The organism is Rhodoferax lacus (assembly GCF_003415675.1).
Classification (GTDB): domain Bacteria; phylum Pseudomonadota; class Gammaproteobacteria; order Burkholderiales; family Burkholderiaceae_C; genus Allorhodoferax; species Allorhodoferax lacus.
The window spans coordinates 563217-586846 of sequence record NZ_QFZK01000001.1 but is presented as its reverse complement, the minus strand read 5'-3'; the positions used below and the strand labels follow the sequence as shown (position 1 = coordinate 586846).

At 59.9% G+C, this 23630-nt stretch carries 25 protein-coding genes; 15 read left to right on the top strand and 10 right to left on the bottom strand.

The window, feature by feature from the left end:
• Positions 1-241: 241 nt before the first annotated feature.
• Together galE and DIC66_RS02645 are read left to right on the top strand one after the other, a co-directional pair.
• A complete protein-coding gene (galE, locus tag DIC66_RS02650; RefSeq protein WP_117173731.1) occupies positions 242-1252 on the top strand; it encodes a UDP-glucose 4-epimerase GalE in 1011 nt (336 codons plus the stop codon).
• 230 nt (positions 1253-1482) lie between these two features.
• Entirely contained in the window at positions 1483-1836 is a 354-nt protein-coding gene (locus tag DIC66_RS02645; protein WP_117173729.1) for an H-NS histone family protein, read from the top strand.
• Between the two features lie 16 nt (positions 1837-1852).
• Here DIC66_RS02645 and DIC66_RS02640 read toward each other — a convergent pair whose 3' ends face one another.
• From DIC66_RS02640 to DIC66_RS02615, 6 genes are all read right to left on the bottom strand, one after another.
• Positions 1853-3445: an STAS domain-containing protein gene (locus DIC66_RS02640; RefSeq protein WP_117173727.1), complete on the bottom strand. Its 1593-nt coding sequence runs from the start codon at positions 3443-3445 to the stop codon at positions 1853-1855.
• Between the two features lie 22 nt (positions 3446-3467).
• Complete coding sequence (locus tag DIC66_RS02635; protein ID WP_117173725.1) at positions 3468-3848, bottom strand: type II toxin-antitoxin system VapC family toxin; 381 nt, start codon at positions 3846-3848, stop codon at positions 3468-3470.
• On the bottom strand, positions 3845-4051 hold the full coding sequence (locus tag DIC66_RS02630) for a type II toxin-antitoxin system VapB family antitoxin (protein WP_117173723.1): 207 nt from the start codon (positions 4049-4051) through the stop codon (positions 3845-3847). The genes DIC66_RS02635 and DIC66_RS02630 overlap by 4 nt, the downstream gene beginning before the upstream one ends.
• Positions 4052-4230: 179 nt before the next feature.
• Positions 4231-4809: a YceI family protein gene (locus DIC66_RS02625; protein ID WP_117173721.1), complete on the bottom strand. Its 579-nt coding sequence runs from the start codon at positions 4807-4809 to the stop codon at positions 4231-4233.
• A gap of 62 nt (positions 4810-4871) precedes the next feature.
• On the bottom strand, positions 4872-5447 hold the full coding sequence (locus tag DIC66_RS02620; protein ID WP_117173719.1) for a YceI family protein: 576 nt from the start codon (positions 5445-5447) through the stop codon (positions 4872-4874).
• A 23-nt stretch (positions 5448-5470) separates the two neighbouring features.
• A complete protein-coding gene (locus DIC66_RS02615; protein ID WP_117173717.1) occupies positions 5471-6031 on the bottom strand; it encodes a cytochrome b in 561 nt (186 codons plus the stop codon).
• Between the two features lie 162 nt (positions 6032-6193).
• Here DIC66_RS02615 and surE point away from each other — a divergent pair, with 162 nt between their 5' ends.
• The 5 genes from surE to rlmD are packed head-to-tail and all read left to right on the top strand — an operon-like array spanning position 6194 to position 11139.
• Positions 6194-6967, top strand: a complete 774-nt coding sequence (gene surE, locus DIC66_RS02610) for a 5'/3'-nucleotidase SurE (protein ID WP_117173715.1) — start codon at positions 6194-6196, stop codon at positions 6965-6967.
• Entirely contained in the window at positions 6964-7737 is a 774-nt protein-coding gene (locus DIC66_RS02605) for a protein-L-isoaspartate(D-aspartate) O-methyltransferase (protein ID WP_117173713.1), read from the top strand. The genes surE and DIC66_RS02605 overlap by 4 nt, the downstream gene beginning before the upstream one ends.
• 60 nt (positions 7738-7797) lie before the next feature.
• Entirely contained in the window at positions 7798-8637 is an 840-nt protein-coding gene (locus tag DIC66_RS02600) for a peptidoglycan DD-metalloendopeptidase family protein (protein ID WP_233505753.1), read from the top strand.
• A gap of 11 nt (positions 8638-8648) precedes the next feature.
• Complete coding sequence (locus DIC66_RS02595; RefSeq protein ID WP_117173709.1) at positions 8649-9611, top strand: sigma-70 family RNA polymerase sigma factor; 963 nt, start codon at positions 8649-8651, stop codon at positions 9609-9611.
• Between the two features lie 28 nt (positions 9612-9639).
• Entirely contained in the window at positions 9640-11139 is a 1500-nt protein-coding gene (gene rlmD, locus DIC66_RS02590) for a 23S rRNA (uracil(1939)-C(5))-methyltransferase RlmD (protein ID WP_117173707.1), read from the top strand.
• Between the two features lie 34 nt (positions 11140-11173).
• Here rlmD and DIC66_RS02585 read toward each other — a convergent pair whose 3' ends face one another.
• Both DIC66_RS02585 and DIC66_RS02580 read right to left on the bottom strand, forming a co-directional pair.
• Entirely contained in the window at positions 11174-11587 is a 414-nt protein-coding gene (locus DIC66_RS02585; RefSeq protein ID WP_199534643.1) for a hypothetical protein, read from the bottom strand.
• 125 nt (positions 11588-11712) lie between these two features.
• Entirely contained in the window at positions 11713-12408 is a 696-nt protein-coding gene (locus DIC66_RS02580) for a Bax inhibitor-1/YccA family protein (protein ID WP_117173705.1), read from the bottom strand.
• 179 nt (positions 12409-12587) lie between these two features.
• Between DIC66_RS02580 and DIC66_RS02575 the strand changes: the two genes are divergently transcribed.
• On the top strand, positions 12588-12995 hold the full coding sequence (locus tag DIC66_RS02575) for a GlcG/HbpS family heme-binding protein (protein ID WP_117173704.1): 408 nt from the start codon (positions 12588-12590) through the stop codon (positions 12993-12995).
• Positions 12996-13083: 88 nt separating this feature from the next.
• On the opposite strand, the gene ppsR is transcribed toward DIC66_RS02575, so the two are convergent.
• On the bottom strand, positions 13084-13905 hold the full coding sequence (gene ppsR, locus DIC66_RS02570; protein ID WP_117173702.1) for a posphoenolpyruvate synthetase regulatory kinase/phosphorylase PpsR: 822 nt from the start codon (positions 13903-13905) through the stop codon (positions 13084-13086).
• A 151-nt stretch (positions 13906-14056) separates the two neighbouring features.
• On the opposite strand from ppsR, the gene ppsA reads away from it, so the two are divergent.
• The 7 genes from ppsA (at position 14057) to dnaB (ending at position 21937) form a co-directional block, all read left to right on the top strand.
• Positions 14057-16447 carry a phosphoenolpyruvate synthase gene (gene ppsA, locus DIC66_RS02565; RefSeq protein WP_117173700.1) on the top strand — a complete coding sequence of 797 codons (2391 nt, stop codon included), beginning with the start codon at positions 14057-14059 and terminating at the stop codon, positions 16445-16447.
• Positions 16447-18759 carry a VC_2705 family sodium/solute symporter gene (locus DIC66_RS02560; RefSeq protein WP_233505752.1) on the top strand — a complete coding sequence of 771 codons (2313 nt, stop codon included), beginning with the start codon at positions 16447-16449 and terminating at the stop codon, positions 18757-18759. Before ppsA ends, DIC66_RS02560 begins: the two co-directional genes overlap by 1 nt.
• A 103-nt stretch (positions 18760-18862) precedes the next feature.
• On the top strand, positions 18863-19234 hold the full coding sequence (gene rpsF, locus DIC66_RS02555) for a 30S ribosomal protein S6 (RefSeq protein ID WP_117173698.1): 372 nt from the start codon (positions 18863-18865) through the stop codon (positions 19232-19234).
• A 33-nt stretch (positions 19235-19267) separates the two neighbouring features.
• Complete coding sequence (gene priB, locus DIC66_RS02550; protein ID WP_420820470.1) at positions 19268-19561, top strand: primosomal replication protein N; 294 nt, start codon at positions 19268-19270, stop codon at positions 19559-19561.
• A gap of 16 nt (positions 19562-19577) precedes the next feature.
• Positions 19578-19859: a 30S ribosomal protein S18 gene (rpsR, locus tag DIC66_RS02545; protein ID WP_117173696.1), complete on the top strand. Its 282-nt coding sequence runs from the start codon at positions 19578-19580 to the stop codon at positions 19857-19859.
• Between the two features lie 12 nt (positions 19860-19871).
• Positions 19872-20324 carry a 50S ribosomal protein L9 gene (rplI, locus tag DIC66_RS02540; protein WP_117173694.1) on the top strand — a complete coding sequence of 151 codons (453 nt, stop codon included), beginning with the start codon at positions 19872-19874 and terminating at the stop codon, positions 20322-20324.
• Between the two features lie 206 nt (positions 20325-20530).
• Complete coding sequence (gene dnaB, locus DIC66_RS02535; protein ID WP_117173692.1) at positions 20531-21937, top strand: replicative DNA helicase; 1407 nt, start codon at positions 20531-20533, stop codon at positions 21935-21937.
• On the opposite strand, the gene DIC66_RS02530 is transcribed toward dnaB, so the two are convergent.
• Entirely contained in the window at positions 21938-23602 is a 1665-nt protein-coding gene (locus DIC66_RS02530; RefSeq protein ID WP_117173690.1) for a PhoH family protein, read from the bottom strand. It lies immediately after the preceding gene.
• Positions 23603-23630 lie beyond the last annotated feature (28 nt).

The following is a 23630-nucleotide window of genomic DNA, read 5'->3' as shown; positions in this document are numbered from 1 at the left end:
CACGGATGCGTTGTGAAGTATAAAATTTATTTACTTGACGGTGTGCGATGCTGCAGCCTCCCTCTGAAGCCCATGTCACTCTGCACGTATCTCTATTTTTTGAGACATTCTAACGGCCTCCGCGAGTATCCAGCGTAAGCTTGCTTTCAAGCATACGCCAGCACCTTGAAAATTGTGTTCACTTGTAGCGCCATATCCCACTGCTACCATTGCCGTAACGCAATCTTATGATTCACATCAAATGAACATCCTCCTGACCGGCGGCGCCGGCTACATCGGCAGCCACACCTACCTTGCTTTGGTGCATGCGGGGCTTGTGCCCATCATCCTGGATGACTTTTCAAATAGCAACCCCAAGGTGCTGGAGCGGCTGGAGCGCATCTCTGGAAAGCCGGTGCAGTGCGAGCGGGGCAGCGTGGCGGATTTGCCTTTGGTGCAGGGCCTGATACAGCGTCTGGGCATTCAGGCGGTGATTCACTTTGCCGCCTTCAAGGCCGTGGGGGAGAGCGTGGCCCAGCCGCTCAAGTACTACGACAACAATGTGGGCGGCATGACGCGGCTGCTGCAGGCCATGGACGCAGCGGGTTGCCGCACGCTGGTGTTCTCCAGCAGTGCGACGGTGTATGGTGACCCGGCCTCGGTGCCGATTACCGAAAGATTCCCCCGCCAGCACACCAACCCCTATGGCCACAGCAAATTGGTGATAGAGGACATGCTGACGGCGCTGCAGGTGTCAGACCCGCGCTGGAAGGTGGCGGTGTTGCGCTATTTCAACCCTGTGGGGGCGCACCCCAGCGGGCTGATTGGGGAAGACCCGCGCGGCACGCCCAATAACCTGATGCCTTTTGTGGCGCAGGTGGCTGTGGGGCGGCGCCCGTTTCTGAATATCTATGGCAATGATTACCCCACGCCAGACGGCACCGGTGTGCGGGACTATATCCACGTGCAGGATCTGGCCGCAGGGCATGTGGCTGCGCTGAAGACGCTGGCGGACAAGGGCCAGAGTTTCACTGTCAATCTGGGCACCGGCGTGGGCTGCAGTGTGCTGGACGTGGTGAAGGCTTTTGAGGTCGCCAGCGGCAAGCCGGTGCCCTACCAGTTTGCACCGCGGCGCGATGGGGATGTGGCCCAGTGTTATGCCAGCACCGACCTGGCCAATACGCTGCTGGGGTGGAAGGCGCAATTCGGGCTGGCCGCCATGTGTGCGGATACCTGGCATTGGCAGAGCGCCAACCCCAATGGTTATGAGTAAGCTGGCGGGTTGTGCGCGGGTAAACCCGATATTGTGAAATAGAGCGGATGTGTGTAACTGAAAAATGGCTTTTATTTATTACCCGCTAAAACATTGCGTTACTTCAAATTAAGGCCGTGTTAAGAAAAAGCAATAAGTAAATTTTTTTATCGTGGTACATTCCTGCTTCGGTAGAAAGTCTTTACCGACTTGTTTGATCCACCCCTTGTTGTTTAGTTGGAATAAATATAATGTCAAAACTGATTGATTTGCAAACCCAAATCGCCCATCTTCAAAAGCAGGCCGAAGAAATTCGCGGCAAAGAGTTTGAGGCAACCGTCACCGAAATCCGCCAGAAAATGCAGGCTTTTGGTATCACCATCAAGGATTTGCAGGCTACCAAGGTCAAATCCAAGGCAGGCCGCAAACCCAAGGTGGCTGCGGCTGACAAGCCTGCCAAGGTGAAAAAGGTTACCGCTGCTGTGGCTGCCAAATACCGTGGCCCGAATGGCGAAACCTGGTCCGGCCGTGGCCTGACGCCAAAGTGGTTGTCCTCGCTGATTGCCCAGGGCAATACCAAAGAGCAATACCTGATACCGGCTTAAAAAAACCGGGTTTTTGCTAGTGGGAGCCAGCCGAAAGGCTGGCCAATTGGTCCATGCCCAGCATGTGGAAGTAAACCTGCACCAGGCGTGGCAAATAAATGAAGCTGACTGCGCAGCTTCGGGCCTGACATTCCTGCGCCCAGCTATACAGGCTGCCTGCGGCACTGATGTCTATCCTGCCCAAGCGGGAGCAAGACACGGTAATGTGCCCAGTTGAACGCGAGACCGCACGCAGCTCCCGCAACGGTTTCGGGTTTTCACCTGTGACATTGCCTTTGAGCTCGTACAAGGCATATGCAGGAACGCTTTGTGGGCCGGAGTCATATGTACCCGATGGCATGGTGGACACAAACTCCGGAGCTTGCGGCACATCGTCGGCGTATACCAGTTTGCAGGCGACCGTTTTCCAGCTGGGTGGTGATACTTCATACGCCACGCAATATTCCAGCGCCAACTCTTCAAACACTTGTGGCTGTTGCAGTATGCACAGCATGTCCAGCTGTATCAGCCACCAGGCTTCGTTGCTGGCTGCATCACCACCAGACCGGCACATTTTCAATGCGGCCATCAGGGAATCAATACCCAGCCAGTGCAGTTCGATGGGGTTTTGGCACCAAGTCTGTATGAGCTTTGCCAGGGCTGTGGCGGTTGCGGCATCAATATGCTGCAGGGGCAACCAGTTTATCGAGCACACCTGACTGGCGGCAGGATGATGGGCTATGCAGTCTGCCAAGGCCCACGTGTCGAGTATGGCGGGGCATTTCCAGAAGGCCTGAATGGGCTGTTCTTCGGTGGCGCCGGGTGCACCCTCTTCAGAGAGTGAAAACCACTCTGCGGGGGAGCGGCCAAAGCGGCTTGCATAATCCAGGGCCAGTGCGTCAAAGCGGTCTTGCTTGCCGGAGCAGCGGTACACATCCAGAAGCGAGAAGGTCAGTAACTCGGTGTCGCTGTCGTCAATCTCAGTTGTGGCCAGCAGGCCAGACAGCGTAGTTACAGCTGCGCTGAATTCACCTTCGGCATAGAGCAATGCAGCGTCGCGCAGGCCAACCTGGATGGGTGTGAGTGCGATTCCGTCATCGGCAAACGGGGCGGGGCCGGATGCGGGGTAGGGCGTTTGCTCGTCATCTTCGGAGATGGCTTGCATGCCGGTGAAGTCCAGGTCCAGATCATCATCGGACGCATCAAGCGGCACGGCCGCCGAGTCGGTTGCCTGCGTCTGGCCTGTGAGTGGGGCGTGGCTGGAGCCCGATCCCCACCACTGTTCCAGGTGCGCTTCTGCGCCGTCAATCTTGCTCAGAATGGAGGTGCGCTCCAGGCTTCCCATGCCGCTGCTGCGGGCTTGCGACGCAGGTGCCAGCGTTATTTCCAGTTCCCTGGGCGGCTTGTAGCCCAGTCCACTGCGGATGATGGTGCGCAGTTGGTTGAGTTCATACACCCGCATGGCGTCGTTGCGGCGTTTGCTTTTTAGCAGTAGCCGGATGGATTCTTCCGAGTTTGCGGGTACGTCGGAGCGCATGGAGTTCTCGGAGTCCGCCTCGTCAGAGTCGGGCTTCCGGAACAAGTCGGTGAACTTGTTCAGCAGGGAGGTTGTGGGGCTCTTCGTCACCATGGTTCAGTTTACATCGCCTGGTTCAGTGCACTGGGGGGATGAAGCAGACACCAAATCGATTGGCCAGGTTTGACAGTCGTTTGTCCAGCGTCCAGAGGGTGGCAGTCGGGGTGATCAGCGTGGAGGCCAGGAGGGCGATGTCTACCAAACCACAGTCAATGCCGAACAGCTGTTCGCTATCGATGAAACTCCGGATTTCCTGAAGGGTCGCCTGGTTTGCGGGCAACAGAAGTTCAAGGTCACCCAAAGTGCGAAGCCGCGGCTCTGGTGGTGTGCCACAGGCCAATTCGGCCACAACCATGGGGTGAGTCAATGCCTGGTCGAGTGCCAGCAGTTGGGCCAGTACGCCATTTCGCTTGCGGAAATGGTCAGACCAAACCGATGTATCGACCAAGACACTCATTGCGCCACAGCCTCCTGGCGCCTGCGGGGAATATCCTCAAATTCAGGCATGGTTCCGCCAAGTGCGATCAAACGTTTGGCCGACTGGACTCTGACAAATGTCTTCATGGCCTCGCGGAAGATTTCTGCCTTGTCCATGGATGGGTCGGCCACTTCCAAGGCTTTTTCGTAGAGGGCGTCTTCAATGGTCACGGTGGTTCTCATGGCAGCTCCGAATCTGTATTGATGCCAATATGCATCATATTCGGCATTTATGCAAACGGCAACGCTTGAGCCAAAGCCTGCTTATATCCGTGTATTCCAACTGCCATTGCGGTCGCGACCAGCAAACAAAAAAGCCCCACCTTCTTGCAAAGGCGGGGCTTTTAAAGACCAGCAAAAAATTATTGCTTGATGGCTTCGACCTGGATCACCAGTCGAACTTCTTTCGGGAAGCCATAGGCCAAGCCGTAGTTCATGCCGAAGGCAGTGCGGTCGATGGTGGTTTCAAAGTCGCCGCCGCAGACTTCACGCTTGTTGAGCATGGGGCTTTCGTAGCAGTTGAACTGGTTGGCCTTCAGGGTGACGGGTTGGGTCTTGCCCAGCAGGGTCAGGTTGCCGGAGATGGCGGTGACCTTGTCGCCAGCGAAGGTGAACTTATCGCCAGAGAACTTGATGGTGGGGTACTTGGCGGCGTCAAACAGGTCGGCGCTTTGCAGGTGCTTGTTGAAAGCGTCAAAGCCGGTGTTGATGGAGGTGGTGTCAATGGTGACGTCCACTTTGCCGGTCTTGGCAGCGCGGTCCAGCTGGGCGGTGCCTTCCTTCTTGTCGAAACGGCCACGGTTGGTGGACGTGCCGAAGTGGCTGATTTCAAAGGTCACATAGGTGTGCGACGGGTCGAAGGCGTAGGTGGCGTTCTCTGCGTGGGCTACGGTGGAAAGCAGGGCAGCAGCGGCAGCGACAGCCAGAATGGTCTTCTTCATTAAAAAATACTCCTGAGGGTTGGTGGGAAACGTAAATGGAAAATAACGAGGCGCGAAATGTCTTACAGCTTGCCCATGCCGCTGATGGACAGCTTGAACCTGACCTGGACGTCGTCTGCCACCATGGAGGTGTCAGCCCATTCGCCTTCGCCAATCTTGAAGGCCAGGCGCTTGATGGGGAACTGGCCCACGGCGGTGGTGATGCCATTGGCCTGTGTCAGTGCGACGGGAACATCCACATCCTTGGTGTTGCCCTTGATGGTCAGCTTGCCAGTGACCTGAAACTTGCCGCCGCCCAGGCTTTTGACGCCCGAAGACTGAAAAGTGGCCTGTGGGAACTTGGGCACGTTGAACCAGGGGGCCTTGGGCATCTCGGCATCCGACTCAGGTGCACCCAGGGTGGCGCTGCCAGTGTCCACGGTGAAGGCGATTTTGGCTGCCTCGGGTTTGGCGGTGTCAAAGCTGATTTGCGCATCAAACTTCTTGAAATGGCCATCCAGGGGCACGCCCATTTGCTTGGTGACAAAACTGATGTCGCTTTGGGCGGCAACCAGCTTTTGCTGCGCCAGTGCGCTGCCGGAGAAGGTAAGCGCAGCGGCCGTGAGGGCCAGCAGCGAGAGGGATGAATACAGTTTCATGGTGGTTCCAAAAAATAAGGGGTTTAGCCGCGCAGCGACATGCGCTTGAGCAGGCCGTCGCGGTCAATCAGCTGGTGCTTCAGTGCCGCAGCAATATGCAGAACCACCAGACCCGCCAGCGCAAAGGCGCTGATTTCATGCCAGGGCTTGATCAGGGCCGCCAGTGCTTTGTCGGCGCTCACCAGGTCGGGCAGGGGTAATTGGCCAAACAGCACAACGGGAAAGCCTGCGGCTGATGTGTAGGCCCAGCCTATCAGTGGCACGATAAAAAACAGGGTATACAGGGCAATATGGGTTGCGTGGTGGGCCTTGAGTTGCCAAGCGGGCATGGCCTGAACCATCTTGCCAGGCAAGGCCGGTGCCGGGTGGCTCAGTCGCCACGCCAGGCGCAGCGCCGACAAGGCCAGGATGCTGATGCCAGCCCATTTGTGCCAGTTAAATAGTTTCAGGCGTGTAGGCGAAAACGGCAAATCAGCCATGTAGATACCAAACACGAAAATAGCAACTAATGCAGCGCCCAGCACCCAATGCAAAATAATTGACACGGGGTTGTAGCGTACGGTTGCTTTAAGTTCTGATTGCATGCCGGGAGTTTAGATGCGAATCCATTGCTAGTATTTGCGCTGAATTGTTGGCTAAGTAGCATTTTTTTGAATGCAAGACTGTTGCCCGAGGGGCGCGGAAGGCTGCCTGGCACAGGCAGACGGCAGCCCCCCACCTACAATCGATGTGAACTACTGCACACCATGAAAATACTCATTTCCAACGACGATGGCTTCCAGGCGGCTGGCATTGTGGCCCTGTATGAAGCCCTCAAGGATGTGGCCGAGGTGGAGGTCATCGCCCCTGAGATCAACAACAGCGCCAAGTCCAACGCACTGACCCTGCATTCGCCCCTGTATGTGCACCGCGCAGCCAACGGATTTCGCTACGTCAATGGCACACCCGCCGACTGCGTGCATGTGGCACTGACCGGTCTGCTGGACTACCGGCCTGACTTGGTGGTCTCTGGCATCAACAACGGCGCGAACATGGGTGACGACACCATTTACTCCGGCACCGTAGGCGCAGCCATGGAGGGTTATCTGTTTGGTATTCCGGCCATTGCGTTTTCGCAGGTGCAGCGCGACTGGCTGCACTTGGAGAGTGCGGCGCGCAAGGCGCGTGAGCTGGTGCTGTCTATGCAGCACAACCAGTTGGTTACCGCCAAGCCCTGGTTGTTGAATGTGAATATTCCCTGCCTGCCATTTGATGAGATCGGCAGCACCAAGCTGTGCCGCCTGGGACGCCGCCATTCGGCCGAGCCGGTGATCAAGCAGATCAACCCGCGCGGTGAGACCATGTACTGGATAGGTGCTGCCGGTGGTGCCATGGATGACTCCGAAGGAACGGATTTCCATGCCACGGCTACCGGCCACATTGCCATTACGCCGCTGCAGGTCGACCTGACGGACCACGCCAACCTGGGATATTGGGCACAAACTGCAGCGCGCCTGAACACAGCGCCCAAACCGCAATGAAGCCCAGGCCGTCTTTTCCGGCCCGGCTGGAGTCTGGCGCCGCAGCCAAAAAGACTGCACCCGCCAGCCCGGCACTTGGTGCAAGCCGGGTCATGCCGCAGCCACAGGGGCTTGGCATGGATTCGGCAGCCCACCGGCAGCGCATGGTGCAATTGGTGCAAAAGCAGGGCGTGCGCGATACCGCCGTGCTGGCCGCCATGGGCAGTGTGGAGCGCCACCGCTTTGTGGACACGGCCTTGGTAAACCAGGCCTATGAGGACACCAGTCTGCCCATTGGCCTGGGGCAGACCATTTCCAAGCCGGGGGTGGTGTCGCGCATGATCGAATTGCTGCGCAATGGCGCAACGGGCAAGTTGGGGCGGGTGCTGGAGATTGGTACGGGCTGCGGCTACCAGGCAGCGGTGCTCAGCCTCCTGGCGCAGGAGGTTTACAGCATTGAGCGCTTGCGTGGGCTGCATGACAAGGCGCGGGACAATTTGCGCCCCATGCGTTTGCCCAATCTGCATTTGCTGTTCGGGGATGGTATGGTGGGCTACGCCAAGGGTGCGCCCTATGCTGCCATCATTGCTGCAGCCGGGGGCGAGGCGGTTCCCCCAGCGTGGGTGGAGCAGTTGGCCATCGGGGGCAGGCTGGTGGCACCGGTTGTGAGCAGCGGCCCTCATGGGGCTGGCACACAGGCCTTGCTGGTGCTGGACAAGACCGCAGATGGCGTGCGCCAGACCCTGTTGGAGGCCGTTCACTTTGTCCCCCTAAAATCAGGCGTTGCCTAGAAGGAAAGAGTTTGTATGTCTGGAATGTTTTCTCGTGGTTCAGGTTTGGTAGCAAGCTTCATGGCACTGGCCTTGGTTGGCTGTGGCTCGGCCCCGCCCAACCATGCGCCAGTGGAAGACAGGACAGCGGTGGGCTCGTCTGCTCCGGCCGTGGTTGCGGCCGTGAAGCCGCCTCCCGGCTTTGAAAATGCGGGCAAACCGGGCTACTACACCGTCAAGCCCGGTGACACCCTGATCCGCATTGGCCTGGAGACCGGGCAGAGTCAGAAAGACATTGGGCGCTGGAATGCGCTGGAGAACCCCAACAAGATTGAAGTCGGGCAAGTGCTGCGCGTTATTCCGCCTGTTGGTGGTGAAGCTGTGGTCGTGACCAAGCCGGTGACCACCGGCACAGTGACCACCACCCCGATTGTTGGCAGCTCACCACTGCCTGCCAAGGTAGCTTCTGCTGCGGCTTCTGCACCTGCGCCTGCACCTGTTGCCGCACCCGTGAAGCCAGCGCCTGTGCCTGCGGTGGTGGCCGGTGCCGACGATGAGTTGGGCTGGATCTGGCCCGGCAAGGGCGCGGTGATTGCCGACTTCGACGAGGTAAAAAACAAGGGCGTGGACATTGCCGGCAGTGCCGGTGACTCGGTATTGGCGGCGGCCGATGGCAAGGTGGTCTATGCCGGTGCCGGCTTGCGGGGCTACGGCAACCTGATCATCCTCAAGCACAACAACACCTATCTGACGGCCTATGCCCACAACCAGAGCCTGATGGTCAAGGAAGACCAGACGGTCAAGAAGGGCCAGAAGATTGCCGAGATGGGCAATAGCGACGCCGACCGGGTGAAGCTGCACTTTGAGGTGCGCAGGCAGGGCAAGCCTGTGGACCCGCTGAAATACCTGCCTGCCAAATGACGGTGTAGGGCATGAAAAAGGACATTCAAGCGCCTGACAGCCCCTTGAATGAGCCTGCGCAAGAGCCGCCTTGGCGCGATGAGAAACTGGCCCGTGACCTGCTTGAACTCCATGCGGCTGACGAATCGGCCGATGCGCTCTCTGTTTACCTGAGGGGTGTGCGCCGCACCCGGCTGTTCACCGCCGAAGAAGAGTTTGCTTGCGCCACACGGGTGCAGGCGGGTGACTTTGCCGCCCGCCAAAGCATGATTGAACACAACCTGCGCCTGGTGGTCAGCATTGCCAAGGCCTATGCCGGGCGTGGCGTGCCACTCACGGACCTGATTGAGGAGGGCAATCTCGGCTTGATGCATGCCATCGAGAAGTTCCAGCCCGAACGGGGCTTCCGTTTTTCAACCTATGCCACCTGGTGGATTCGCCAGTCGGTGGACCGCGCCCTGATGTACCAGGGGCGCTCGGTGCGCCTGCCGGTGAATATCGTGCGCGAGTTGCAGCACGTGTTGCGGGCCAAGCGCCTCTTGGAGCACGATGCGGTGCTGCTGACCAAGCGCCCCGAAGGCGTTCGGGCCGAAGACATTGCGGCGTTGCTGGGCATTGAAGCCAGCGAAGTGGACGCGCTGCTGGTCATGGCCGAAGTGCCCCGTTCGCTGGACGCGGCCCTGGACCCGCATGGTGACGAGCAAAGCCTGGGTGACATGCTGGTGGACGAACTGTCCCAGGGGCCCGAGCACCTGACCCAGGCCCACGAGGTGGACCAGTTGCTGACGGCCTGGGTGGGCACACTCACACCGCGCGAGCGCGAAGTCATTGAGTGCCGCTTTGGTCTGCACGATACCGAGGCGCAGACACTGGAGGTCATCAGTGTGCGCCTGGGCATGACCAAGGAGCGGGTGCGGCAGGTGCAAAACGAGGCGCTGGCCAAACTCAAGCGCTACCTGGCACGCCGCGGTATTGATCGCGATGCGCTGATGTAGCGGCCCCCATCCCTGAGACAATCGGGGCATGGAAGAAACCACACCCACACTTACACACCCACCAAGCCCTGCCACTGAAAATCCGCTCCCCGAGGGCTGGCTGCTCGTCAAGTCCCTGGACCTTGAAGCCCAGGGCGTCGCCCACAAGCCTGATGGCAAAGTCGTCTTTATCGAGGGAGCCTTGCCATTCGAGACTGTCAGTGCGCGCATTCACCGTACCAAGAACAGCTTTGAGAAGGGTACGCTGAGCGAAATCCACCACGAATCCTCCCAGCGCGTGCGCCCGGCCTGCCCACACTTTGGCCTGCACGAAGGGGCTTGTGGCGGCTGCAAGATGCAGCACCTGCACGTGGGCGCGCAGGTGGCCGTCAAGCAAAGGGTGCTGGAAGACAACCTCTGGCACATCGGCAAGGTAAAAGCCGGCAACATGCTGCGCCCCATCGAAGGCCCGGCCTGGGCCTACCGCTACCGGGCGCGTTTGTCGGTGCGGTTTGTGCGCAAGAAGGGTGCTGTGCTGATTGGCTTTCATGAGCGCAAGAGCCACTTTGTGGCCGACATGAAAGAGTGCCATGTGCTGCCGCTGGTCATCAGCAACATGCTGCTGCCGCTGCGCGAACTGATCGCGTCCATGGACGCGGTGCAGACCCTGCCGCAGATCGAGCTGGCCATGGGCGATGTGCCCGTGCCCAACGGGCCGCCTCAGGTGCTTGCCATGGTGCTGCGCCACATGGAGCCGCTGAGTGTGGCCGACCTGCAGCGCCTGAAGGACTTTGCAGCGCTGAATCCGGGTCTGCAATGGTGGCTGCAGTCCAAGGGGCCAGAGACCATCGTGCGGCTGGACGAGTTGCCAGGCCATGAGACCGGCGCCTTGGCCTATGAATTGCCCGAGTTCGGCATCACCATGCCCTTCAAGCCTACGGACTTCACGCAGGTCAATCCCTTTATCAACCGGGTACTGGTGGCGCGTGCGCTGGGCTTGCTGGCCGTTGCCAAGCATGAGCGGGTGATTGACTGGTTTTGCGGACTGGGCAATTTCACCCTGGCCCTGGCGCGCCAGGCGCGCGAAGTGCTGGGCGTGGAGGGGGCCGAGTCGCTGGTGGCCCGTTCGCGGGATAACTACAGCCTGAACGCGGCTGCGCACGCGGTGCAACCGGCTCTGGCGCCCACCCGCTTTGTGGCCCGCAATCTGTTTGAGATGACGCCCGACATGCTGCGTGCCGACGGTGCTGCCGACAAGTGGCTGGTGGACCCGCCGCGTGAGGGCGCGTTTGCTCTGGTGCAGGCGCTGGCTGCGCTGAACCAGGCACTGGCTGTGACGAACGCGGTCGAACACGCCACGGACGCACCGGCCTGGACGCCGCCCCAGCGCATTGTGTACGTGAGCTGCAACCCCGCCACCCTGGCGCGCGACGCAGGTGTGCTGGTGACCGAGGCGGGCTACCGCTGCACTTTTGCCGGGGTGGTAAACATGTTCCCGCACACGGCCCATGTGGAGAGCATGGCGGTCTTTGACTTCGTAGGGGTTTAAGCGCCGCGCACGGGCTGGCGCACGGGCCTCACGCTCAGTGGGCTGGTGCCTCAGCCTTGTCGCCTGCTGGTTTGGCTTTGCCTTCTGCGGCCTTTTTGGATGCTTTGGTGGCTTCCTTGCCAGCCTTGGGTGACTCGGATACCACTTCCTCGCCACTGGCTACCGCGGCCGTGGGTTCTGTCTTGGCTTCCTTGGAGGGCACGCCGTCAATCTTGTTGTCGCGCATGTACTGGTCCATCTCCTTCCAGCCGGTGAACACCGCTGCCTTGGAGGCCTTCTCATTCATGGTGTAGCAGTCTTCAATGCCCCGCATGCCATAGCGGCAGGCGCTGCCAATGGCTTTGGAGTCGGCTTCGCGCTGCGCCACCTTGGGGTCGGCCAGCAGGGACTCCAGGTCGCACCCGGCCAGCAGCAAGGTCAGGGCAAAAAGAACGGCGCGTGCAATCATGGAAAAACCCGGTTAGACATAAGCCTGTATCGACACATTGGTGGCATTGTTAAGCACAACGCGCCCCAGCATAGCAACAAAAAGGGCCCATGAAGGGCCCTTTGGGGAGTCAGGGCAGCAGGCCCTTATTCGCGTTCACCACCAAAAATGCCTAGCAGTGCCAGCAGGCTCTGGAACACATTGATGATGTCCAGGTACAGCGCCAAGGTGGCTGTGATGTAGTTGGTTTCACCGCCATCAATGATGCGTTTGACGTCATACAGCATGTAGGCGCTGAAGATGCCAATGGAGGCGACCGACAGGGCCAGCATGCCTGCGCTGGAGCCCACGAACATATTGATCACGCTGGCAACCAGCAGAACGATCACACCCACACCTAGCCATTTGCCCATGCCGGAGAGGTCGCGCTTGATGACGGTAGCCATGCTGGCCATCACCACAAACACGCCAGCGGTGCCGCCAAAGGCCGTCATGATCAGCTCGGGGCCGTTCGTGAAGCCCAGGGTCATGCCAATCATGCGTGAGAGCATCAGGCCCATAAAGAAGGTAAAGCCCAGCAGCACCGGCACGCCGGCAGCCGAATTTTTGGTCTTTTCAATGGCATAGATGAAGCCGAACGCACCTGCCAAAAACAGGATCATGCCCAAGCCACCGCTGAACAACTGGCCAACGCCCGATGCCACACCCACCCAGGCACCCAGTACCGTGGGCACCAGACTCAGGGACAAAAGCCAATAGGTGTTGCGCAGCACTTTGTTGCGCTGCTCGGCAGAAATGCCGTAGCCAAAGCTGGTACCCAGCGTTGTGATGCGATCATTCATAGTCAATCTCCTTTAAAACCTGACAGGCAGGTGGAGCGATTTTAGGCTTTATCAAGAGCAGTGCCGCCAGCCTGGTTTGCATTGCACCGATTTTTTGTGGGGCTGCTGTGCATGCGAGGGAGGGAATGCGTCCGCGCAGGTGCCTTATGCTTGCGCCTTTTCCATTAGAAGTACATCCCATGAAAACCAAACACGTGCTCGAATCCTCCGAAGTCAAGTCCATCGCCACCGCCGCCGAGGCCGAGGCGCTGAAGAACAACTGGGCCGTGAGCATCTGCATTGTGGACGATGGCGGTCATATGCTGTCGTTCCAGCGCCTGGATGGCGCTGCACCCGTGTCGGCCCGCATCGCCCCTGGCAAGGCCCTCACCGCAGCCCTGGGTCGGCGCGAAAGCAAGGCTTACGAGGACATGATCAACGGCGGGCGCGTGTCCTTCCTGAGCGCACCCGGCCTGGAAGCCATGCTCGAAGGCGGCGTACCCATCATGAAAGACGGCCAGTGCCTGGGCGCTGTGGGTGTGAGTGGTGTGAAGTCCACGGAAGACGCGCAGATTGCCAAGGCCGGCATTGCAGCGATAGGCCTTTAAAGCCTTTCAACCTGGCGACGGGCCGCCCCGAGCCAGGTTAGCCCCCCAGGGGGGCAGAGAGCTACGCGCAGCGAGCGAACGTGGGGGCCTAGTAAGCCAAGCGGTCGGGGTGGATTTCCTGCAGGATGGTGGTGGCGATTTCTTCGATCGACTTGGTTGTAGTGGACAGTGAGCGTATGCCCGCGCGGCGCATCATGGCCTCGGCCTCGCTGACTTCCATCCGGCAGTTCTCCAGGGCTGCGTAGCGCGAGTTGGGCCTGCGTTCCTGGCGGATTTCGCTCAGGCGCTCGGGCTGTATGGTCAGGCCGAACAGCTTGGACTTGTGCGGAACCAGTGCCGGGGGCAACTGGCGCCTGTCAAAGTCTTCCGGAATCAGTGGGTAGTTGGAGGCCTTCAGGCCGTATTGCATGGCCAGGTACAGGGATGTGGGCGTCTTGCCGCTACGGCTCACGCCCACCAGGATCACGTCTGACTGTTCCAGATCGCGGTTCATCTGGCCGTCGTCATGCGCCAGCGAAAAGTTGATTGCCTCGATGCGGCTGTTGTACTCGGCGCTCTTGCTGGCGTCGCTGAAGCGGCCCACGCGGTGGTTGGACTTGATGCCCAGCTCGTTTTCCAGCGGATGCACAAAAGTGCCGAACATGTCCAGTAGCATGCCGCTGCATTGGTCGGTAATCACCTTGAGGATGTCCATGTTCACCAGCGTGGTGAAGACGATGGGGCGGTTGCCGTCCATCTCGCCTGCATGGTTGATCTGGCGGATGGCCTGATGGGCCTTGTCCACGGTATCGACAAACGGCAGGCGAACGCGGTGCGCCTTGATTTCAAACTGCGCCAGGATGGCGTTGCCAAAGGTTTCGGCGGTAATGCCGGTGCCATCAGAGATAAAAAATACAGTGCGTTTGGCCATGGTGGGGATTGTTTGGGGAAGTGGTGGGGCGGCGCCCTACAATGCTCGCAATTTAGCGCATTTTGTCCAAGCCAAAGCCCACATAACGCCAACAACAGGGCGCTCGGAGCAAAAGCAGACGCTGTCCGGTTTTAACTTCTGGAGCTTTGCTATGTCGAATCTATACAGTCCAACCGACCTGGTTGTACCTTTTGAGCACCTGCGCATGACCGATGTCGAATCGGTAGGCGGCAAGAATGCCAGCTTGGGGGAGATGATCTCCCAGCTACCCACCGGCGTGAAGGTGCCCACCGGCTTTGCCACCACGGCACATGCCTTCCGCGAATTCCTGAAATTTGACAACCTGGCCGAGCGCATCAGCAAACGCCTGGCCACACTGGACACCGAGGACGTGCGCGCCCTGGCCGTGGCCGGTGCCGAAATCCGCGCCATGCTTGAAGCGCAGCCGTTCCCCCCGGCGCTGGAGCAGGGCATTCGCGAATCGTTTGCCACGCTCTGTGCGGGCAATGACAAGGCCTCTTTTGCGGTGCGCTCCTCGGCCACCGCCGAAGACCTGCCCGACGCCTCGTTTGCCGGCCAGCAGGAGACCTTCCTGAACGTGGTCGGCATTGAAGACGTGCTGCACAAGATTCGCGAAGTGTTCGCATCGCTGTACAACGACCGCGCCATCAGCTACCGCGTGCACAAGGGCTTTGCCCATGACGTGGTGGCCCTGAGCGCCGGCATCCAACGCATGGTGCGCTCGGATCTGGGCGCGGCCGGTGTGATGTTCACCATCGACACCGAGTCCGGTTTCTCCGACGTGGTCTTCATCACCTCCAGCTACGGCCTGGGCGAGACGGTGGTGCAGGGCGCCGTGAACCCCGACGAGTTCTATGTGCACAAGCCCATGCTCAAGGCGGGCAAGCGCGCGCTGATCCGCCGCAGCCTGGGCTCCAAGCTGCTGCAGATGGAGTTCACCACGCCGGAAGAAAAAGCCGCTGGCGGCAAGCTGGTCAAGACCACCGATGTGCCCACCGAAATGCGCAACCGCTATTCGCTGACCGACGCCGATGTGGAGCAGTTGGCCCGTTACGCCCTGGTGATTGAAGAGCATTACGGTCGCCCCATGGACATTGAATGGGGCAAGGACGGCGTGGACGGCCAGCTCTACATCCTGCAGGCCCGCCCCGAGACAGTCAAAAGCCAGTCTGCTGACAAGGTGGAATACCGCTACAAGCTCAAGGGCCGGGGCGCCGTGCTGGTGGATGGACGCGCCATTGGCCAGAAGATCGGTACCGGCCCGGTGCGCATCGTGCACAACATTGCCGACATGGACCAGGTGCAGGCCGGTGACATTCTGGTTACCGACATGACCGACCCGAACTGGGAGCCGGTGATGAAGCGAGCTTCGGCCATCGTCACCAACCGGGGCGGACGCACCTGCCACGCCGCCATCATTGCGCGTGAACTGGGCATTCCGGCCGTAGTCGGCTGCGGCCACGCCACCGAGAAGCTGCGCGACGGCATGCTGGTCACGGTGAGCTGTGCCGAGGGCGATACCGGCTTCGTCTATGACGGTTTGCTGGAGACCGAAGTTTCTGAAGTGCAGCGCGGCGTCATGCCCGAGATTCCGGTGAAGATCATGATGAACGTGGGCAACCCCCAGTTGGCCTTTGACTTCTGCCAGTTGCCCAACCAGGGCGTGGGCCTGGCGCGTCTGGAGTTCATCATCAACAACAACATTGGTGTGCACCCCAAGGCGATTCTGGACTACCCCAATGTGGATGCAGACCTGAAAAAGGCAGTGGAGTCGGTGGCCCGTGGCCACGCGTCGCCGCGCGCCTTTTACGTGGACCGCGTGGCCGAAGGGGTCGCCACCATCGGTGCGGCCTTCTGGCCCAAGCCGGTCATCGTGCGTTTGTCAGACTTCAAGAGCAATGAATACCGCAAGCTGATTGGTGGCAGCCGTTATGAGCCAGAAGAAGAGAACCCCATGCTGGGCTTCCGCGGCGCTGCACGCTATGTGTCGGCTGAATTTGGTGAAGCCTTTGCCATGGAGTGCGAGGCCATCAAGCGCGTGCGCAACGACATGGGCCTGACCAATGTGCAGGTGATGGTGCCCTTTGTGCGTACCCTGGAGCAGGCCCGTAAGGTCACCGAGCTCATGGCCAAGCACGGCCTGCGCCGCGGCGAGAACGAGCTCAAGCTGATCATGATGTGCGAGATTCCCAGCAATGCGATTCTGGCCGACCAGTTCCTGGAGTACTTTGACGGCTTCTCCATTGGCTCGAACGACCTGACGCAGCTGACCCTGGGGCTGGACCGTGACTCGGGTCTGGAAGTGCTGGCTGCGGACTTCGATGAGCGCGACCCTGCCGTCAAGGCGCTGATCAGCATGGCCATCAGCGCCTGCAAGCGCCAGGGCAAGTACGTGGGCATCTGCGGCCAAGGACCCAGCGACCATCCGGACTTTGCCCATTGGCTCAAGGACCAGGGCATTTCGTCCATCTCCCTGAATCCTGACTCTGTCATCGCTACCTGGCAGCAACTCGCCGTTTGATGGACATGGTGGCAACGCGTCGGCAGTGGCCTTTGCATACCGGGCTGTTGCTGACGTGGTTTGTTGCCTCCTTCGGGGTGGTCTTTTTTGCCCGGGATTTGCAGGATCTGCTGCCCGGGTGGCCTTTGGCGTTCTGGTACGCCGCGCAAGGCGCCTTGCTGGTGTTTGTTGCCATCGTGGTGGTCTTTGCGCGAGCGGCCAACCGGCGTGACGCCCCGGACGGTGACTTTGACAGTGTGTCGTTTGGTCGCAAGACCCGCCGCTACCACTGGCGTTTTGCCATCTTGCTCCTGGGTATGTTGGCCTTGCTATTGGCCTTGGCCATGGCCGAACGTGTTGGCCTTCGCAAGGCCTGGATAGCGGGCATATTTCTCTCTGCTTCCCTGATGGTGTATTCCATCATCGGGGTGTACGGACGGACTTCGGAAGCCGCTGAGTACTACGTTGCCGGCAGGCGCATTCCAGGCTTCTACAACGGCATGGCCACGGCTGCCGATTGGATGAGTGCCGCATCCTTCATCAGCCTGGCTGGCGGCTTGTATTTGCAGGGCTTCTCGGGCTCGGGCGGACAGCCCGGCGGCCTGGCCTACATCATGGGCTGGACCGGCGGGTTCTGTCTGGTGGCACTGCTGGTGGCACCCTATCTGCGGCGCTTGAATCTCTACACCATACCGGACTTCTTCGCCATGCGCTTTGGTGGCAGGTGGCCGCGCATGATTGCCGCGCTGGCCACTGTAGTGGTGTCCTTTACCTATGTGGTGGCCCAAATCTACGGTGTGGGTCTGATCACCTCGCGCCTGACCGGTGTGCATTTTGAAATCGGCATTTTGCTGGGCTTGGGCGGCGTGCTGGTGTGCTCCTTTCTGGGCGGCATGCGCGCTGTGACCTGGACCCAGGCGGTGCAGTACTGGGTGATGATTCTGGCTTTTCTGATTCCCGTGTCGTGGCTGGCCTACAAACAGGTGGGCAACCCCATGGCTCCCCTGGCCTACATCCAGCAACTGCAAAAGATCGGGAGCCTGGAACAGGAGCTCGTGAATTCGCCGGCAGAAAAGCAGGTGATTGCCGAATATGCACGGCGTGCAGACGTCTTGGAACTCAAGCTGCAGGATGTGGAGCAGGCCCTGCAGAGCGAGCGCCGTGAGCTGCGCCTCCGACTCAATTCCATGGGAACCAGGGCCGATGACGAATTGGCCAACCAGCTGCGGCGCGAGTTGGCCGCACTGCCACGCGACGTAGCCATTGCCCGTGAGCGCTGGACGCGTATGGCGCAGGACTACCGGGAGAGGGCCAAGCCTCTGGGGGGCGTGGCATCGCATGCCTTATCGTTTGAGGGAGACCCGCATGGCAAGCCGGAGCAACAACAGCTCTTTCAGACGTCCCGGCTGAATTTTCTGGCGCTGGTGTTTTGCCTGATGGTGGGCACAGCGGGGCTGCCGCACCTGCTGACGCGCTACTACACAACGCCCACCGTGGCCGAGACGCGCAACTCGGTTGCCTGGTCCCTGGTGTTCATTGCCTTGTTGTATGTCTCGGCGCCCGCGCTGGCTGTGCTGGTGAAATACGAGGTGATGGCCCATATCGTGGGCCAGCCCTTTGACGAGCTGCCCGGCTGGATGGCGCAATGGTCGCGCGACGCCTCACTCCTGAGCTTTGCGGATGTCAATGGCGACGGCATTCTGCAGTTTGCCGAGCTCAAGATTGGCCCGGACCTGGTGATGCTGGCCTCTCCGGAGATCAGCGGCTTGCCCTATGTGGTGTCTGTGCTGGTAGCTGCTGGTGGCTTGGCCGCAGCCTTGTCCACGGCTGATGGCTTGTTGCTCACCATTGGCAACGCACTGGCACACGATGTGTACTTTGAGGGTGACAGCAGCAAGGCACAGTCCATGCGCAGGGTGATGTGGTCCAAGTTTGCACTGCTGGTGGTGGCTCTGATAGCTGCCTATGTGGCAGCACAACGTCCGGCCGGCATTTTGTATCTGGTGGCGGCCTCGTTTTCGTTGGCAGGCGCTGCCTTTGTTCCGGCCATGGTGCTGGGCATTTTCTGGCGCCGCACGACCAGGCTGGGCGCGGTCGGTGGCATGCTAACCGGGCTGCTGGTCACGGCTTATTACATGGTGGTTAACCAGTCTGGTGTGCGGCATTACCTTGGGCTGACCGGTGACGGGCTGTGGCTGGGCATACAACCGGTATCGGCGGGCCTGTTTGGGGTCTGCGCAGGTTTGCTGGCTACGGTGGTGCTCAGCCTGGTGTCTACTCCTGAGCCTTTTGAGTCAGCTCCAGGGTCCCACCCGGGCTGGCGTAAGCTATAATCATGGGCTTCGCCTTGCTGCACCCTGTTTAGACGCCGGGGGCAGCTTTTTCCAAACCCGGATTGATGAACAAAATATCCGGGGACATCCACAAGGAGTATCAATGCGTCATTATGAAATCATCCTCATGATCCACCCGGATCAGAGCGAACAAGTTCCCGCCATGCTGGAGCGTTACAAGGGCATGATCACCGCTGGCGGTGGCAAGGTGCACCGTGTTGAAGATTGGGGCCGTCGTCAGATGGTGTACATGATCAACAAGCTGGCCAAGTCGCACTACCTGTGCATCAACATCGAGGCCGACCAGGCTGTGATGGCTGAACTGGAACACGCGTTCAAGTTCAACGATGCCGTGCTGCGTCACCTGACGGTTCTGAAGAAGAAGGCTGACACCGGTCCTTCCTCCATGATGAAGACCGTTGAGCGTGAAGACGCCCGCAAGGCACAACAGGCCGAATACCAACAACAAGCCTGATTGTTGAGGATCTGATACTTTTCCCAGCAAGGAGTGCAAGCCAATTCACTGGAACTGAAAGCCTGTATCGCAGAGGTTGAACCCATGCGCTACACACCGGCAGGACTGCCGGCCCTGAACTGCAGACTCGAACACGAGTCGCAAATACAGGAAGCCGGTGGAATCAGAACCGTGAAGATGACTATCAAGGCAGTGGCCTTTGGACCGGAAGCTGAGCGACTCGCCAAACAGGCGATAGGCAGCGAATGGGATTTCAAAGGGTTTCTTGCCAATGCACGCCAGGGAAAGTCAGTCGTTTTTCATATTCAGGATTTTTTGCAAGTTTAATTTTTAGGAGTCCATCATGCCCGGACCAAAACGTTTCAACAAAGACAAGCGCCCCAAGCGCAACACACAATCCCTGCTGTTCAAGCGCAAGCGCTTTTGCCGCTTCACCGTGACCGGTGTGGAAGAGATTGACTACAAAGACATCGACACGCTGCGTGACTTCATTGCCGAAAACGGCAAGATCATACCCGCACGCCTGACCGGTACCCGCGCCATTTTCCAGCGCCAACTGAACACCGCTATCAAGCGCGCACGCTTTCTCGCGTTGCTGCCTTACAGCGACCAGCACAAGATCTAAGGAGCAAGACACATGCAAATCATTCTGCTCGACAAGGTTGTCAACCTCGGTAACCTCGGCGAAATCGTCAAGGTCAAAGATGGCTACGCCCGCAACTTCCTGATCCCCTCCGGCCGTGCCCGCCGCGCTACCGAATCTGCCAAGGCAGAATTCGAAGCCCGCCGTGCCGAACTGGAAAAGGCCGCTGCTGCGAAGCTGGCTGAGTCCCAGGCACTGGGCGCCAAGCTCGGTGGCACGACCATCAAGCTGACCCAAAAGGCCGGTGTGGATGGCCGCTTGTTCGGTTCTGTGACCAACTTCGACATCGCCGAAGAACTGGCCAAGAACGGATACAAAGTTGCCAAGTCCCACGTGCGTATGCCCAACGGCCCGATCAAGGTCATTGGCGACAGCACCGTGAGCGTGGCTCTGCACACTGACGTGGTGGTTGACATCACCGTGTCCGTGTACGGCGAAACCGCTTAATTGCCTGCGAAGGTCCGGCCTGCTTGCAGGCTCGGGCCCCAACAAGAGCCGCCGGGGCTTTGTCCCCTGCGGCTTTTGTATTTGTGGGCCGGCTTATCCCGTGCTCCGCACAGCTTGTGCACAGCTTTTGCGACCCGTTGTCCCCAGCTTTTACCCTCGACGCCGCAGCCGTAGCGACGTAGCATGCAGGGTTACAAGGAATATCCATGTCAGCCGTTATTTCGCCTTTCGATGAGTACGGGCAAGACCGCCAGATCGCCGCACTTCGCATTCCGCCGCACTCCATTGAAGGCGAATCCAGCGTGCTCGGCGGCCTGTTGCTGGACAACGATGCCTGGGACCGGGTGGGCGATGTGCTGGTGGAGAGCGATTTTTACCGCTACGAACACAAGCTGATTTATGGCGCCATTGGCACCTTGGTGAATGGCAGCAAACCGGCCGACGTGATCACGGTCTATGAGCACCTGCAAAGCCAGGGCAAGGCCGAGGAAATTGGCGGCCTGGCCTATCTGAACTCGCTGGCACAGTACGTACCCAGCGCCAGCAACATCCGCCGCTACGCCGAGATCGTGCGGGACCGCTCCATCCTGCGCAAACTGGTCAGCGCCAGCGACGAGATTGCCACCAATGCCTTCAACCCGCAGGGCCGGGCGGTGTCACAAATCGTGGACGAGTCCGAGCAGAAAATCTTCAACATTGGCGAACAGGGCAAGCGCAACAAGCAGGGCTTCCAGGCCATGGATACGCTGGTGGTCAATCTGCTGGACCGGGTCCAGGAGATGGCTGACAACCCCAATGACGTCACCGGCGTGCGCACCGGCTTTTATGACTTCGACCGCCAGACCGCGGGCCTCCAGGCCGGTGACCTGATTGTGCTGGCGGCGCGCCCCTCCATGGGCAAGACCGCCCTGGCCATCAATATCGCCGAGAACGTGGCCCTGAACGAAGGCCTGCCGGTAGCCGTGTTCTCCATGGAAATGGGCGCGGCCCAACTGGCCGTGCGTATCGTGGGCTCGATTGGCCGCATCGACCAGGGACACCTGCGTACCGGCAAGCTCACCGATGAAGAATGGCCGCGCCTGACCGAGGCGGTGGAGAAGCTGCGCACCATCTCCCTGCACATCGACGAGAGCCCGGGCCTGACCTCCAGCGAGGTGCGGGCGAACGCACGGCGCCTGTCGCGCCAGTACGGGCAACTCGGCCTGATCGTGGTGGATTACCTGCAGCTGATGAGCGGCAGCAACAGCGACGGCGGCGACAACCGCGCCACCGAACTGGGCGAGATTTCGCGGGGTCTGAAGATGCTGGCACGCGAGCTCAAGTGCCCGGTGATTGCGCTCTCGCAGCTCAACCGCAGCGTGGAGCAACGCCCCGACAAACGCCCCATGATGAGCGACTTGCGCGAGTCTGGCGCCATTGAGCAGGATGCCGACATCATCATGTTCATCTACCGCGACGAGTACTACACCAAGGAAGCCTGCAAGGAGCCGGGTGTGGCCGAAGTGATCATCGCCAAACAGCGAAACGGTCCCACCGGGACCGTCAAGCTCGCTTTCCTGCGCAACATCACCAAGTTTGAAAACCTGGCGAGTGGTGGTAGCGGAGATTACTAATTAAAGGACTTCGCTGGCGAAGTCCGCCAAGCGAGAGCGTTCACCACGCGCCAGCGTGATGTGGCCACCGTGCGGCCAGCCCTTGAAGCGGTCCACGGCAAAGGTCAGGCCGGAGGAGCCTTCGGTCAGGTAGGGCGTGTCAATCTGGGCCAGGTTGCCCATGCAGATGATCTTGGTGCCCGGGCCTGCGCGGGTGATCAAGGTCTTCATCTGCTTGGGCGTCAGGTTTTGCGCCTCGTCGATGATCACGTACTTGTTCAGGAAGGTGCGTCCGCGCATGAAGTTCATGCTCTTGATCTTGATGCGGCTGCGGATCAGCTCATTGGTGGCGGCACGCCCCCATTCGCCGGCGTTGGTGTCGGTCTTGCCCAGCACTTCCAGGTTGTCGTCCAGCGCGCCCATCCACGGACCCATCTTTTCCTCTTCGGTGCCTGGCAGGAAACCAATGTCCTCGCCCACGCTGACGGTGGCGCGGGTGACGATGATCTCGGTGTAGCGGCGGTCGTCCAGCACCTGCGTCAGGCCCGCAGCCAGGGCCATCAGGGTCTTGCCGGTGCCGGCCGTTCCGGTCAGTGTCACGAAGTCCACTTCGGGGTCGGTCAGCAAGTTCATGGCGAAGTTCTGCTCGCGGTTGCGGGTGGTGACACCCCATACTGCGTTCTTGAGGTGGTTAAAGTCTTTGAGCGTCTTGAGGACTGCGGTGGTGCCGCGGATTTCGGTCACGCGGGCATACAGGCTGGGCTCGCCGGGAGACTCGAAGTACACAAACTGGTTGATCAGCATGCTGGGCACGGAAGGTCCGTCCACCTTGTAAAAGGTGTGCTGACCCTGCTGCCAGCTCTCCACGCTCTGGCCATGGGTAGCCCAGAAATCCGAGGGCAGGGCCAGGGCGCCAGAGTACAGCAGGTCGCCGTCTTCCAGCGTCTTGTCATTCTGGTAATCGTCCGTGGCCAGGCCCAGGGCACGGGCCTTGACGCGCATATTGATGTCCTTGGACACCAGCACCACTTCGCGTGGGGCAAACTGCTTGCGCAGGGCTTCCACCACACCCAGGATCTGGTTGTCGGCCTTGCCCTGGGGCAGGCTGGTGGGCAGGGCGTAATCCAGAGGCTGCGTCTGGAATAGCAGCTTGCCACGTGCGTCACGGTGTCCGGTGCTGGCCAACTGGAAGCCCGCTGTGATGTCGGCGCCCGGTGTGCCCGCCAGGGCATCCAGCGTGCGGCTGGTCTGGCGCGCATTGCGGGCCACTTCGGTCATACCCTTTTTGTGGCCGTCGAGCTCTTCCAGCACGATCATGGGCAGGTAGATGTCGTGCTCTTCAAAGCGGAACAGGCACATCGGGTCGTGCATCAGCACATTGGTGTCCAGCACGAAGAGCTTGGTCGGGCCTGTCTCTGCGCGCTTGCCGCGCTTGGCAATGCCAATAGGCTTGAGTGCGGGCTTGCCAAGTTGAACCGGGGCTTCCTGGGAAGCAAGCTGCGGTGCAGACTTGGGTGCTTCCTTGGCAACCGGTTTACTGATGGGAACTACAACACCCTGGGTTTGCGAAACGTCAACAACACGGGCCGCCTTGCGCGGCGGACGGCTGGCTAGCTGTGCAGATGCATCAAAGGCCTTGGCAGGCAGACTGTCAGCACGCTTGGAGGGGGCAGGGGGCAGTGGCATGTAGTGTGGCTCGTGAAGAAAGGTTTAT